The sequence below is a fragment of the Paenibacillus sp. J5 genome (assembly GCF_054955055.1).
In genome coordinates this window covers 223,689-237,316 of sequence record NZ_JBUEDD010000004.1, presented here as the reverse complement: position 1 = coordinate 237,316, position 13,628 = coordinate 223,689, and the positions used below count along the sequence as shown (strand labels likewise).

Genomic DNA, 13,628 nt, shown 5'->3' with positions numbered 1-13,628 from the left:
CTCTTCACACTTTCACCTTCTTATCCATCGTAAACATTTAACATCGAGATGTTCAAGCGCAGTGTAGATTTCACCTTACAGCATACAATAACTACTATTTTACAACAGATCATCCAGTATGTCTTTTTGAGAGTGTCCATATATGCATCCTTTGTTACCAAGATAATCAAAATCTGCTACAATTAATTTATCTTTTTATCAGGAGGGTTCACGTTGTCTATCTTGATTAAATTTCTCGGCGTTCTCAGTGCCATAGCCGGACTGGTGCTAGGTATTGTCGTGGAGGAGCTCCCCTTCTTGTTCACGGTGCTAGCCGGGCTGTTCTGGGGTTTTCTGATCTATGCCTTTGGTGTAGCCTTCCACTACGTTGAGAGCATCTATCATGCTCTATTCGCCCAATCCATAGAGACGGATCGTATCCAGTCCAGCGAGCTGCGCAAGGCGCCGCCGACCCGCAGCCTGAGCAAGCTTGAAGGCTACAAGATGAATCCCCCCGACAAGAAATAGTATAGAGGACGGCTAGCATAGTGTGATCCGTGGCACGACATGCAGCCAGACCCGGACACTTGTCTTCCGCGGCATACAGGCCTATACTTCAACACCGCGTGCAGCTTCCAGCACGCGGTGCTTTGCTATATGGCGGCGGTGGTTGAATCACAGCCCCCTACGTCATCGACTCGCTGCAAGCCAGGGATATCCTTTACCTCGGTCCACTTGATTGGTTTTTTTCACGCTCCAATACGGAAGCCCTTTTCGACCAGTCGTTTTCGCAAATTTCGCACCGTGCTTTTACTGGTATGATAGTATTCCGCGATTCGGGTATCCGTTCACGCCGCTCCGAACTCGTCTTCATCGGCTTTAAGAATTCGGTATTTATTGTGGAAATATCTAAAAAATAGTAATTATTATAAAGTCATCTTCAATGTGGTTGTGCAACAATATCTTTTTTATAATATAACTCATAATAATACCCATTAAGGTTCATTAATTCTTCATGGCTTCCGCTTTCTACTATTTCTCCATTATGGAGAAACAGAATTTTGTCCACATCCTTAATGGTGTGCAGTCGATGGGCTAATATTAATTTTGTGCTTTCTTGTCGATAAATACTATCTTTAATTGACTTTTCTGTAATATTATCCAAACTGCTTGTAGCTTCATCCAACAGCAATATATCAGGTGAAGAAACTACAGCTCTTGCAAGCAATATACGTTGCCGCTGACCACCAGAAAAGTTGCCGCCAGACTCAGTAACAATGGTTTCAAAGCCAAGTGGTGTGCTCATAATATCATTATAAATATGCGCTTTATGTGCCGCGGATATCATTTCTTCTTCTGATACGTTAGCATTCATTTTTATGTTTTCAGCAATTGTCCCGTTAAATAGCTGTGCTTCCTGAAGAACGGCTCCTATTAATGACCTTAAGCTGCTTAAATCATATTGTTCTATCGAAATGTCATCGATGAGGATTTCCCCTTGAGTAGGCTTGTTCAAGCCAAGCAGCAATTTTACAACCGTGCTCTTTCCCGAACCAGAATATCCCACCATCGCCACACTTTCCTTAGGATAGATAGTGAACGATACATTGCGAAGAACTTCACTGTTGAATCGGTTATAGCGAAAGGATACATTGCGAAATTCAATTTTCCCAACAAGCTTCTTGGGTTGAATTAGCTTCTCCCTTACTGGTTGTTCTGCTTTTGTTCGTAATACATCAATTATCCGATTGAAGTAAACTCTCAAGGATACCAACTGGGTATAGTTATTGCTAATAGATACAACCGGTGCAATATAAGAGCCTGCAATAGAGCTAAATGCCACCAGCGTACCAATAGACAGTTCTCCTCTTATTACTATAATTCCACCTAACCATAGAATAAAAATCGGGAGGATCACTTGTACAGCAGACGTTGTAGTCTGAATAACTGATTCCCAAATATTCATTTTCTGAGTACTCTTCAATTGCTTTTCATATTTTTGCTTCCATTTACTTAATAACCGCTGCTCGATTCCTAGTACCTTGACATCCAGAATATTATAGATCATCTCTGCTGATAAGGATTGCACCTTCACCCTGTCACGAATAGCATCATCAACCAATTTTCTAATTATTTTGGCATTTAAGTACATCATCATACCCAACAGAAGACTGGATACAAGCAAAACAATACTTAAAGGAATCGAATAATTGATCATAATGATTGTATACACGACAATGAGTATCAAATCGACAAATAAAGCAATTAAATTAGAGGATAATATTTCTCTTATATACACATTGGAGTTTGCCCGAAATAATATATCGCCACTGCTCCGATTATCAAAGAACGAGTAAGGCAAACTCAATAGTGTTTCCATAAAATCATGCATAATGTCATGATCTAATCGAGTCTGAATAAGTGAAATTAATACTCCTCTGGCTCCTGTAACAATAAAAAAAGCCGTCAACATGCCTGCAATCATTAACCCTGAAGCGCCCATTCCATCTATGTCTGTGATCAGTAACACATGATCGACCAACCATTTCGTAAATAATGGAATACTCACCATAATTGCTTGCACGACTAGGGTTAAAAACAGTACCATACACAAGGATTTATAATGTTTCTTCAAATAATGTTTTAAGACATGATTTTTTCTTCGAGAGCGAAGCTCGAAAAGAACGGATGGTGTTCCATTCATTAAGTAGCCTGTATATTTACGTGATAATTCTTCGGCCGATACCCTTCTACGTCCATTTGCAGGATCTAAGATTACATATGAGCCCTTGCCTATTCTCTCCAATACAACAAAATGCTTGCCTTCCCAATGGAGAATCGCGGGAAGTTCCACTTCGCTTAGGTTTTCCTTGTTACAGTAAAAGGCACCAGTATCTAAATGCTTAGCAGCGGCAATCTCCATCAAATTTGTGAGAGAATACCCTCCCCTTGGAGTTGGATACTCCTCTCTTAACTCATTCAAATCCACATGATGACCATAATAATTAAGTAGCATGGCAAGGCAAGCAAGGCCACATTCACTATATTCCATTTGTTGAATAAAATTAATTTTTTTACTTTTCATACCGATTTCATCTCACTTTTAATCCGTCCTACAATATACTCAATCAAATCCTCCTGATTGTAATCCATCATTTCATGCTTACTCGTTAGCGCATCTTCTAATAATGCTAGTCCGAGCTGCTTATCACCTTCCTGACACGCCATAACCCCACGACTCAGTAAATAAAAGATTTTCCCATAGATTAGCGATATACTGGAAATAATTTTAAAATCACTCTCATTCATTTCTCGTTGACACGCCGAAGCCAGCATAATTCTATAAAAATGGAGAACGGTAGCAGGAATCTGTTGAGATCCATCTTCAAGAATATCAGCACTAATCTGAAGTGAATGAATAGCTTGCAAATCATGTTTGTTACGAACTTGATTCGTTGCCTCCAACAGTCCCAAATAATATATACTTTCAGTAGACATCATCTCACATGCTTTCTGCTTCCATTCTCTTAGCTCCGAATCTTCAATGATTCTGTCGGGATGAAAATACAGATTGCGTACGCGAAAGGAAAATAAAGATTCCTTATTCATTTTGTACAACTGCAGACATGCCCAAGCATCTGTAAATCTAATAAATGGAAGAGCGCTTGCCACACCTAGGATCGCATTGAATGTAATCAAATAATTCAGCCATTCTAGTAGGAAATCCTTGCCCGCGACCATGTACTTCAACAGCACACAGAGTAAAACAACCAAAACATTGGCAGCGATACCGCCTAAAACATAAGGAATAAGCCGATTCCTCATCCTTCTTTCATTTTCCGAAGAGTCATTCATGTACATACTTGTCAAGCCAAAAGATAGCGGTAACGCTCGATTTAGTCTAATCCGAAGGTTACTATTCTTTTGAGATGCTGGTACTAGTAATACAAATCCGGCCGACATAAAGTGGAGCTCCATTCCCATGAAGCGACCAACAATTAAATGTCCTAGTTCATGAATCGTTACCGCCACAATCGAAACCCAGATACACTGTTGTATGACCATAAACGTATCATCTGCAAAGACATGATAAAGCACAAATAAAGTGGTTTGAATCAAAAGGAGCACCGGTAAGGGCTGACTAAACCAATACTTAATTTTTGACATAGCGATTCAACAGCTCATTATAGGAATTGAATTCAAAAAAATTATTTTCTTTCCAATATTTATACTCAAAATGATCTTTCGGATATTCTTTTAATATCATTTTCAACGTTTGAAAGGTCAACTCTTGGCTACTGGCTGCCCTAAACTCATAATTGCTATCACACAGCTTTAAAATAGCCTCAACAGCTTCCTTAATATAATGCTCTGCTAGGTCATCCTCCGAGTTAACAAAATCAACTTTATGTTCTACCTTGACCCCCATATATGTCAGAACTTTATCTAAATACCCGGAGACATAGCTGGCTCCGTTACTTTCTGCCGTAGCAATGACTACACCAGGCTTACCCGCAAGTTTGAACAGATGTGCCCAGTACGAAAGTCGATCAATCAGCAGTTTCATATCAGAGGAGACATTATGCGAATATACAGGACTAGCCAAAATGATAATATCCGCGTTTTCCATTGTTTGTTTTATTATTACCCCTTCATCCTTCTCCAGCTCTTCATTGGGGCAGATACCCTTTTGAAAACAACTCTTGCATCCGGTAGACGGCATTAAAAAAGAATTAAGCGGCGTGAAAACCTCTATTTTCACGTTTTCACTCTGAATAACTTTCAACTGCTCCACTATTTTCATCGTATATTTGAATACCCTTGAATCAATATTTCTAGAGCCGATATAAACAAAAACGTTTTTCATGCTACTCACCTTCTTATATATTTAAAATTGAAGGAATAGTGGATGGATTATGGAGCCTCAGAAACTGATATCCAATACCCGCCATCCCAGTGAATAGAGTGATATCTGGAAAATGCGAAGCATCCATAAGTTTGTAACGCCCATTCAACCCTTTCAGTTTAACTACATGCTGTCCGACCCTTTGAGCGAGATGATAGCTGAATTCATCGTCGTAATGTAACGAATATTCCAATAAAAATTCCGCAATTCCCATGTTGCCATGACAAATACAATCATTATCCAGTAATGAAGAACTAAGCAGTCTCTTATATATTTCGGTGATAATGACATCCTTCTCACACGGATAACCCCTTGTTTTTTCCCAGTTCAATCTTGCTATCCCATCTCCTATGATTCCATTACACCAACTTAATTTGTTGACCAATTCATTATAATGCTTATTCTCAAAAACCAGCAGTGATTGTGAGCTTTGTAAATAGTGTTCAATTTGTGTGATTTCGCCTAGTCTGTGCAATGTCAAGGCATAGCCCATTGCTCCATGCGCCATTCCAGGTCGCCATTCGCTTACAGCCAATTGCTTTTCCAAATGGTTCGCTAATTTCATAGCCAATTCAAGAAATTTGATATCTTTTCTTTTGGAGTACAATCGGATAAGTACATTGATGAATCCTGAAATGCCATTTACATAATCCGTCTCCAATTGATCATTCAGCTTTTGCTTCTCAATAACTTCATAATGTGCGTTGATGATTTTCAAAAGCTTGAATTTGTGATCACCATCCTCATTAATAATGGAAGCGGCATACAACATTCCAGGATAACCCGATAACCCCAATTCTGGACTTGCGCTCATGTTGATTTCATACTGTTCCAACAACATATCTGCATATTCCTTATATCGCTTAATTTCTGTCTCACGATATAAAGTTAAGAGGAATAAATATAAACCGCTTGAGCCATTATATAAATCCTGTTGAATCGGAATGGTAGACCACAATTCACCAGAATGATTATAAGGGATAATCCAGCTTAGTTTTTCATCTTTAATAGCTTGATGGATAATTTGATCGGCAATTGCCTTGGCCTCCTCCAGCCAATCCACTGGTTCTTCATGTAATTCCTGTATACTTTCTTTGTATTGAATCAATTTTTCGTTTTCTAATCTCTGAGAAGAAGAAAAATCTCCAAAATGCAGCTTGATGATCGTTACTTGCTTCTCCAACTCCTGCGTATCAAGCCTATATAGCGTGTCACGTAAATAATGATAGGAGTCTGTGCGATAGAAATTAGAAATTTCTCTATAAGAGCTATCCAATATATGAGGCGTATCTGTCGAATTAAAAAAGATAGGAATATCATTGACCAACATATCCCGAGCTTCAGATTGTATCAACTGCTTATCGGAGAAAGGGTAGGCCCACATATTTTCTATCGCCTTCTCGCGGTCCAACATATCTGTTAACATCTCAGGGTGCTGCATATGGGCAATAATATTCGCATACGTGTTGGTATCTCTAAACAGGCAACGAACCCGAACTCCATTAAATGGCTTCAGTACTCCATTATCATGCACTAATTCTTCTTTGTATTCTAAAAATACGTTATACACATCCCTATAGCCTTGAATTATAGTGTCTTTGTAGTTTTTATAATCAATAGTGACTTCTTCATTCTTCATGAATGGAATATTATTGGATGCCTTAATTTCATAATCTGCGAAGTCATATTTCATCTGGTCTGTGCCTGCATTAACTGGCTGCAGCACTTTTTGTTGCATTTTCTGTTCTCGTCCGTTCAGAGCACTCAGATCAACTTGAATTGGATCTGCTAGCTTTACCCCATTCGTAGGTAAAAACAGCGTTCTGGTGACATGGTGAAACAAAGAATTCGTCACACTTTCCATCGTTTTACCTAATCTATGCTCCATGGGCATTGGTTGCTGAATCAAAGTTTCCAGGTCAACGACTACAGGATATTCACCATAGGAGATTAAGTTTTCCATATGAATATCTGTACCATTTAGCAATTGTACAATTGCCATTAGCTGTCCAAACCTTCTGTAGTAATTTGCTACCTGATCCCAACTCTCACAGGGCTTGTATTCTATGAATTGTTGGTAGCCATATTCTTGGTAGACTAATGTCTTGACCTGACCGTTATCCAACAGTTGACTATGTGTGTTGAGCCAGGATAACAAATTATTATAAGCGATATCAATTTCCATACTTTTAGGTTTGTAAATTATCTTGGTACCATTTATAAATGTAAGCAATGATACTGTATTGCCCTTCTGGTGTGTATCTCCCTCACCAGTCGTAATGTTCTGAACAATGAATGAATCTATTTCAAAATATTTTTTTAGTTCTGTCTGATCTTGTACGATCCTATGGATCATTTTTTTTATATATTCAATGTAATATAGCGAACATGTCGATAGCAAACGAGCTAACACTACATATTTGTTGTAGAATTGCTCTATTTTTGCGACATTTCTGAATGTTCGAACAAAATAAATGAAGCGCTCCTCAGAATTCTCCCCTACAAGCTCACCATTCTCTCTTTGCAGATTCAGTTCCAGCACCAAGCACTTATTAGCAATCTCCATCAACTGTCGAGTTAGCTGTTGCATCAAACTTTTTACAGCTACATCATGAATATAAGCATATAAATTCATTTCCTTGATATACTGAACTATTGTTTTTTCGGAATACAAGCTAAAATTCCGTATTATGTATTCCATTGTATTATCTTGAAACCCCTCTTCATTTGCTTCATCATTCAGACATCGTAAGGACGCATCAAAAAATTCATACCACTCCGAACTTAACGCCATTTCTTCAAATTGCGGGATATGTTCTTGCAAGGGATAGTAACGTACTGCATTTGAAAAAATGTCTTTTCTATAATTATTAATATTTAGCATGGTCTCAAATGTTTCATTAGAGATGATACTCATATCATTACGCCAAATATGTACTGCATGGTGGTCCTCAACGAGATTAGTTCCAGCCAGCATCTCATAACGTTCAGCAATTGTAAGGGATTTATAGATCTCTTTTATTCTGCTCATTAACTCAACTCCAGAGGAATATTTGAAAGAGCGATAAATAATGATTATCGCTCTCTCGCTTATCATTTACTTGTTATCTTTTCCACACTTAAGTGCAGCTGACCCCAAATATGAAGCTATAAATGAAATGCCCGCACTACAGAGGAGGGTTGACATAGGCTTAATGCTCCCGTCACCGCCGCCGTAAATATGATTCATTTCCTCAGGTGTCATTCGCTTCAAGCTCTGTCCAACTGGTGAGTTATTCTTCTCCATCGCTTTCACTTCCTATCCAAGACAATTTTTGTTGTTCGATACAATTCCGCTGATTGCACTGCCAATCGCACTAATGCAAACTTTGCTGCTGCGGATGATACTATTGGAAATGATGGATATGGCAGGTGTCCATTGAGGGCTTATGTCTGAGGCACCATAAATGTTCTCCATTTCCTCTACCGAAAGCGACCGTAGCCCTGTACCACAGCTTGCATTCATTAATTGAATCTCTTTTTCAGTCACAACTATCATCTCCCTTTATTTTTTTGCTTGTTGAAAAATACCTAAAAATTTAAATTCCATATTGACCATTTATTTCTTTTTTTTAAAAAAAATGATATTTAATGAAATATTTTTCAACAAGCTCATATAGAATGATAGCATATCTGATCCAGTACTTGTCAAGAACTAATAGGAACTTCGCCCAAAAAATCCTCTATTTTTCATTCATACTTCTACTTTCTCAGTGCCTAGCCGGACTGTTCTGGGGTTTTCTGATCTATGTCTTTGGCGTAGCCTTCCACTACGTTAAGAGCATCTATCATGCTCTATTCGCCCAATCCATAGAGACGGATCGCATCCAGTCCAGCGAGCTGCGCAAGGCGCCGCCGACCCGAACCACAACCCCCTATGCCATCGGCTCACCAGTCTCCTGCCCCCTCTTCTCCTCAATGCGATTTACGTTCAGTCATCCTATGTGCGTTCAGCAGCACAGCTCCTCAAATGGCACGATGCTCGCCAATTCCGACCTTATTTCGCCCTTATTTTACAAGCAGATTACAACTGATTAACATTACGTCTACATCGATTGACACCATGGGACAAAAGTCATACGATGAAATCAACAGCAATAATAAACCGTTTTCATAGACAAGTTCCATCGCCCCATTGCTTGTCCTGTAGCACTCCGCGCTACATCTCATCTTCAGCCAGGAGGGATCTGCATGAACACCACGATTCTGTCCCCTGTGCCGCTGGATGGAGGCTTCTCCCCGGTTCCCCAGCCGGTGCTGCAGCCTCATCCGGGAAGGCGGCCTGAGCCTGCCTCTGAGCTGGCGCGCACTAGGCACATCGCCATAGCCGTCGTGTCGTCTTTTGTCGTATTTATACTGTTTGCGCTGGTTGCCTTTCACGGGTATGTCGCCTGGATGCTGGCCTATCCATATGTGGCTCCGCTCACCTCCAATCCGATGCTTGCCAAAAATTTACCTTATCATGATGTGCAGTTCAGCAGTGCCAGCGGCAAGACGACTGTCGATGGCTGGTATATTCCTGCTGCGGACGCTTCCGCAAAGACCGTTATTTTCAGCCATGGCTACGGTGCGAACCGGGAGGAAACCTGGGTGCCGATGTATGAGCTGGCCGAGCTGCTGCATCGCTTGAAGTATAACGTGCTTATGTTCGATTACGGCTACGCCTCCGCTGCTCACAAGTCCCCTGCTACAGGAGGGCAGGAGGAATCCCAGCAGCTACTGGCAGCTATTCAATATGCACGCAGTGCGGGCGCCCAAGAGGTTGTCGTCTGGGGCTTCTCGATGGGGGCCGGGACAGCGCTACAGACAGCACTGCAGACTAACCAGATCGATGCGATGATTCTGGACAGCACCTTCCTGCCTGATCCAGACACATTGTTCTATAATGTTCAGCAGATCATTGACCTGCCACGCTACCCCTCCCTGGCGCTGATCAACAAGCTGCTGCCGCTGTGGACCAACACGAGTCTCGATGCGATACCAGCCGCACAGGTCAAGCAGAATGCTTACTCGATTCCGATCTATATGATTCATGGCACAGCAGATTCCAAAGCTCCAGTAGCTGTCGCAGAGCAGATATTCGGCGCGCAGCGCAATCCGTTATCTCGCTCCTGGATTGTGCAGGAAGGGCAGCATGAGCTGTTATATCGGGCGCATCCGAAGGAATATATTCAGCGGGCAGCAGTTTTTCTCAGCCAGGTCGAATCGGAAGCTGCCCGTTCAACCCAGCAACCTGGCTGATCATACAGGATTAAATTTCCAATAGCACGACATAGGCTTCGATGATACCGAATACATCTGTAAAGATGCTATACGATCAGAAGGGAGCGTAAGTCGTGCTATATATTTATGGAAAGCAGATGCCGTTGCGCTGGCTGGAGGAAATTGTACGTTGGAAGACCGAGGAGGCTGGACATACCGATCTTATCAGGCAGGCTACGGATGGCCTAGAGCCGGAATATAACCAGTTGATGCAGGAATGGCAGCATGTATTCACGGCAACCGAGCAGGGAGCTGCACAGTGGCTCAGCCAGTTGTCTCAGGCACAGCACACCCAACCGTTGCCAGCCGAGTCTCTGGAACGGATTCAAGAGCTGGTTCACGCCTCGATGGCTCAGACACGACAATTTGCCTTGCATCTGGATGCCATCCTTCAACAGAGCGCAGCGAACCGTTATTCCCCTGTGGCAGTAGCCCTTCTCCGGCATATTAGCGATACATCTTATCGGTACCTCCAGAAATTAGACAGCGGGAAGCTCCTGCTCGATGACTGGCGAACCGACATTGCGCCTGGTGCCGATGCCGTTCCGATCGGCGGACATACACTGCCCCCTCTTCCCTACGCCTACAATGCGCTGGAGCCTTATATTGATGAAGAGACGATGCGTATCCATCATGATATTCTCCATCAAAATTATGTCACGAACCTGAACAAGGCAGAGAAGGAGCTGGAGAAGGCACGCAAGACAGGGAATTTTGATCTGGTCAAGCATTGGGAGCGGGAGCTTGCATTTAACGGGGCCGGGCATTATCTGCATACCCTGTTCTGGGAGACGATGTCGCCCCAAGGCGGCGGAGCTGCTACGGGAGCGATCGGTGAGCAGATCATTCGGGATTTTGGCAGCTATGAAGGGTTCAAGAAGCAATTCAGCCAAGCTGCAGAGAAGGTCGAGGGCGGCGGGTGGACCATCCTTGTCTGGAGTCCGCGCAGCCACCGTCTGGAAATACTCCAGGCAGAGAAGCATCAGAATCTGTCCCAGTGGGATGTCATTCCGCTGCTGCCGCTGGATGTGTGGGAGCATGCCTACTTTCTCAAGCATCAGAGCAAACGAGCCGACTACATTAAGGACTGGTGGAATGTGGTCAACTGGCCGTATGTTAACGAGAGGTTTCTGCAAGCCAGTCAACTGCGGTGGACGCCCTACTAAGGACACTGTACAGAATTTAGCACTTATACAGCTACGACAGCGGCAACGAACAACAAGGCTGCTTCACAGCCAGCACAGCGCCGGCAGAAGCAGCCTTGTTACGCGGGCGATTGCCCTACTCTCTCTCGTCTTATTGCTTCAGCAGCGACATGAATTCAGAGCGCAGCGCAGCGTTCGTGCGGAATTCGCCACGTACCGCCGACGTAATCGTCATGCTGCCTGACTTCTTCACACCGCGTGAACACATGCACAGATGCTCCCCCTCCACGACGACCATCACGCCGTGCGGATGGAGTACCTCCTCCATAATATCAGCGAGCTGAGACGTAATGCGCTCTTGCACCTGCAGCCGTCGGGTGATCGCATCCACCAGGCGCGCCAGCTTGCTCAGACCCGCAATCTTGCCGCTCGGGATATAACCGATATGAGCCTTGCCGAAGAACGGCGCCATGTGGTGCTCGCATTGGCTATAGTAGACAATGTCCTTGACGATGACAAGCTCCTCATGCTGCTCATCAAAGGTTACACCGAGCACCTCGCGCGGATCAACGTCATAGCCCGCGAAGATTTCCTCATACATTCGGGTCACGCGGGCAGGTGTTTCCAGCAGCCCTTCGCGTTCGACATCCTCGCCAACCAGCTTCAAAATCTCTTTCACATGATATTCCAGCTTGTCCCGGTTAGCGGCAACATTGGAATTAAGATAATCTTTCTTACCAGCCAACTTCGTGACCTCCTAATGAGCAGACACTATTTGCGGCGCTGTTGATTTTTCATCATTTGCTGGGCACGCTGCATCTGCTGCTTGTTCATATTATATCCCATCTGCTTGGCCATCTTCTGCAGCATCTCCGGATCGCTCTGCATCTTCTCCAATTGCTTGCGGAGATAGAAGACACCGATGAAGAAGCCGCCTACAAGGCCCAATATGAGCGTTACAATCGGAATTGCAATATTCCAAAACATGCGTGAAATCAACCTCCGTCTATAATGAATGCACCTTATCATACCATGCATCGGCAGGTAGTTTCCAGTTGCATGCCCATAATAATGACAATCAGGCGTGCCCCTCCCCCTGCGCAGCATCCTCTGGTGCACTGTTATCCTGCTGCAGTGCGCGGCGAATCATTGCCAGCGCCTCTTCATCCATCTCCCTGCCCGCGGCCTGCTCAAGCGCCCTTAGCGCCTCTGGGGTTCCGATTCGTCCGAGCGCCCAGCCCGCTGTACCTCGCAGCACAGGCCTTGGATCTTGCAGCAGCACGCTAATCAGATCCGGTACAGCGCTCTCCTCGCGGAAATTGCCGAGGGCGATCACCGCATTGCGCTGGATCGGCTTTTTGCCCCGCCATGCGGAGGAGGTGTGTCCATACTGATGCTTGAACTCCTTATTGCCAATCGTGAGGAGCGGGACAAGCAGCGGCTTGACGACCTCTGGATCAGGCTGGAGCTCAGGCTGATGCGTCCAATTTTTGCCCTTGTTCACCGGGCAGACAATCTGACAGGTATCGCAGCCGTAGAGACGATTGCCGATCTTGCGCATGACCTGTTCTTCCACAAAGCCTTTGGTTTGGGTAATAAATGAAATGCACAAGCTGCTGTTGAGCTGCCCGGGACCTACTAACGCCCCTGTTGGACAAGCATCGATACATTTGGTACAACTACCGCACTGATCCGTTATCGGAGTATCCGGCGGCAGCGGCAGATTCGTCAGCATCTCTCCCAGATAGACCCAGGAACCGAATTCCGGGGTAATAATGCAGCAATTTTTGGCGCTCCAGCCGATGCCGGCACGCTCCGCGACGGCCCTGTCGGATAGCGCCCCCGTATCGACCATGTTCTCGGTGCGCACCTCTGGCACACGCTCGCGCAGCCAGCGCTCCAGCCGTTCCATCCGGTCGCGCAGCACCTTATGGTAATCCTCGCCCCACGAGGCCCGCGCTAATATCCCACGCCGTGCTCCCGGCTCTGACTTGGGTGCATTGCTCAGCTTGGAAGGATAGGCGATCGCAATCGAGATCATAGATTGCGGCCTGTCGAACAACAAGGACGGATCGGTACGCTTATCCAGATCCGGCTCCTCGAAGCCTGACTCGTAGCCCAGCTCCCGATGGCGCAGCAACCGATCCTTGAGCGCAACGAACGGTTCACAGGAAGCAATACCCAGTTTGTCAATGCCCAACTCCGGCAGCGCCGCAAGCAGCTCACGCTTCAGTTCGGCATAAAACCGACTATCCCTTGCTGTATCCACGTCCATCTTGTCCTCCTTATCTGTACCG

At 44.3% G+C, this 13,628-nt stretch carries 12 protein-coding genes; 3 read left to right on the top strand and 9 right to left on the bottom strand.

The window, feature by feature from the left end; translation table 11 throughout:
* The first annotated feature begins 213 nt into the window (after positions 1-213).
* Entirely contained in the window at positions 214-507 is a 294-nt protein-coding gene (locus ACY1JZ_RS08505; protein ID WP_270165306.1) for a hypothetical protein, read from the top strand.
* Positions 508-919: 412 nt separating this feature from the next.
* On the opposite strand, the gene ACY1JZ_RS08500 is transcribed toward ACY1JZ_RS08505, so the two are convergent.
* The 6 genes from ACY1JZ_RS08500 to ACY1JZ_RS08475 all read right to left on the bottom strand — a co-directional run bounded on the left by ACY1JZ_RS08500 (position 920) and on the right by ACY1JZ_RS08475 (position 8,414).
* On the bottom strand, positions 920-3,064 hold the full coding sequence (locus ACY1JZ_RS08500) for a peptidase domain-containing ABC transporter (protein WP_462628850.1): 2,145 nt from the start codon (positions 3,062-3,064) through the stop codon (positions 920-922).
* A complete protein-coding gene (locus ACY1JZ_RS08495; protein ID WP_462628849.1) occupies positions 3,061-4,146 on the bottom strand; it encodes a M50 family metallopeptidase in 1,086 nt (361 codons plus the stop codon). The genes ACY1JZ_RS08500 and ACY1JZ_RS08495 overlap by 4 nt, the downstream gene beginning before the upstream one ends.
* The gene (locus ACY1JZ_RS08490) at positions 4,133-4,846 is read right to left on the bottom strand and encodes a flavodoxin family protein (protein ID WP_462628848.1); all 714 of its coding nucleotides are present in this window, start codon (positions 4,844-4,846) and stop codon (positions 4,133-4,135) included. Before ACY1JZ_RS08490 ends, ACY1JZ_RS08495 begins: the two co-directional genes overlap by 14 nt.
* Before the next feature lie 13 nt (positions 4,847-4,859).
* Positions 4,860-7,916, bottom strand: coding sequence for a type 2 lanthipeptide synthetase LanM family protein (locus ACY1JZ_RS08485; RefSeq protein ID WP_462628847.1), 3,057 nt, complete (start codon positions 7,914-7,916; stop codon positions 4,860-4,862).
* Positions 7,917-7,982: 66 nt separating this feature from the next.
* Positions 7,983-8,171 carry a lichenicidin A2 family type 2 lantibiotic gene (locus ACY1JZ_RS08480; RefSeq protein WP_462628846.1) on the bottom strand — a complete coding sequence of 63 codons (189 nt, stop codon included), beginning with the start codon at positions 8,169-8,171 and terminating at the stop codon, positions 7,983-7,985.
* Between the two features lie 12 nt (positions 8,172-8,183).
* Positions 8,184-8,414 carry a lichenicidin A2 family type 2 lantibiotic gene (locus ACY1JZ_RS08475; protein WP_462628845.1) on the bottom strand — a complete coding sequence of 77 codons (231 nt, stop codon included), beginning with the start codon at positions 8,412-8,414 and terminating at the stop codon, positions 8,184-8,186.
* 701 nt (positions 8,415-9,115) lie between these two features.
* On the opposite strand from ACY1JZ_RS08475, the gene ACY1JZ_RS08470 reads away from it, so the two are divergent.
* Both ACY1JZ_RS08470 and ACY1JZ_RS08465 read left to right on the top strand, forming a co-directional pair.
* A complete protein-coding gene (locus tag ACY1JZ_RS08470; protein WP_270165307.1) occupies positions 9,116-10,165 on the top strand; it encodes an alpha/beta hydrolase in 1,050 nt (349 codons plus the stop codon).
* A 95-nt stretch (positions 10,166-10,260) separates the two neighbouring features.
* Positions 10,261-11,352, top strand: a complete 1,092-nt coding sequence (locus ACY1JZ_RS08465) for a Fe-Mn family superoxide dismutase (protein ID WP_270165309.1) — start codon at positions 10,261-10,263, stop codon at positions 11,350-11,352.
* Between the two features lie 130 nt (positions 11,353-11,482).
* Here the strand turns inward: ACY1JZ_RS08465 and folE are convergent, their stop codons facing one another.
* From folE to queG, 3 genes are all read right to left on the bottom strand, one after another.
* Positions 11,483-12,076: a GTP cyclohydrolase I FolE gene (folE, locus tag ACY1JZ_RS08460; RefSeq protein WP_270165311.1), complete on the bottom strand. Its 594-nt coding sequence runs from the start codon at positions 12,074-12,076 to the stop codon at positions 11,483-11,485.
* Between the two features lie 26 nt (positions 12,077-12,102).
* Complete coding sequence (locus ACY1JZ_RS08455; RefSeq protein WP_270165313.1) at positions 12,103-12,318, bottom strand: YneF family protein; 216 nt, start codon at positions 12,316-12,318, stop codon at positions 12,103-12,105.
* A 91-nt stretch (positions 12,319-12,409) separates the two neighbouring features.
* Positions 12,410-13,606 carry a tRNA epoxyqueuosine(34) reductase QueG gene (gene queG / locus ACY1JZ_RS08450; RefSeq protein WP_462628844.1) on the bottom strand — a complete coding sequence of 399 codons (1,197 nt, stop codon included), beginning with the start codon at positions 13,604-13,606 and terminating at the stop codon, positions 12,410-12,412.
* Between the last annotated feature and the right edge of the window lie 22 nt (positions 13,607-13,628).

What these genes read in the sequence shown, in the direction of transcription:
- ACY1JZ_RS08500 (WP_462628850.1), bottom strand. Translation starts at nt 3,064, where the DNA reads ATGAAAAGTAAAAAAATTAATTTTATTCAACAAATGGAATATAGTGAA.
- ACY1JZ_RS08470 (WP_270165307.1), top strand. Translation starts at nt 9,116, where the DNA reads ATGAACACCACGATTCTGTCCCCTGTGCCGCTGGATGGAGGCTTCTCC.
- ACY1JZ_RS08495 (WP_462628849.1), bottom strand. Translation starts at nt 4,146, where the DNA reads ATGTCAAAAATTAAGTATTGGTTTAGTCAGCCCTTACCGGTGCTCCTT.
- ACY1JZ_RS08455 (WP_270165313.1), bottom strand. Translation starts at nt 12,318, where the DNA reads ATGTTTTGGAATATTGCAATTCCGATTGTAACGCTCATATTGGGCCTT.
- ACY1JZ_RS08490 (WP_462628848.1), bottom strand. Translation starts at nt 4,846, where the DNA reads ATGAAAAACGTTTTTGTTTATATCGGCTCTAGAAATATTGATTCAAGG.
- queG (WP_462628844.1), bottom strand. Translation starts at nt 13,606, where the DNA reads ATGGACGTGGATACAGCAAGGGATAGTCGGTTTTATGCCGAACTGAAG.
- ACY1JZ_RS08480 (WP_462628846.1), bottom strand. Translation starts at nt 8,171, where the DNA reads ATGGAGAAGAATAACTCACCAGTTGGACAGAGCTTGAAGCGAATGACA.
- ACY1JZ_RS08485 (WP_462628847.1), bottom strand. Translation starts at nt 7,916, where the DNA reads ATGAGCAGAATAAAAGAGATCTATAAATCCCTTACAATTGCTGAACGT.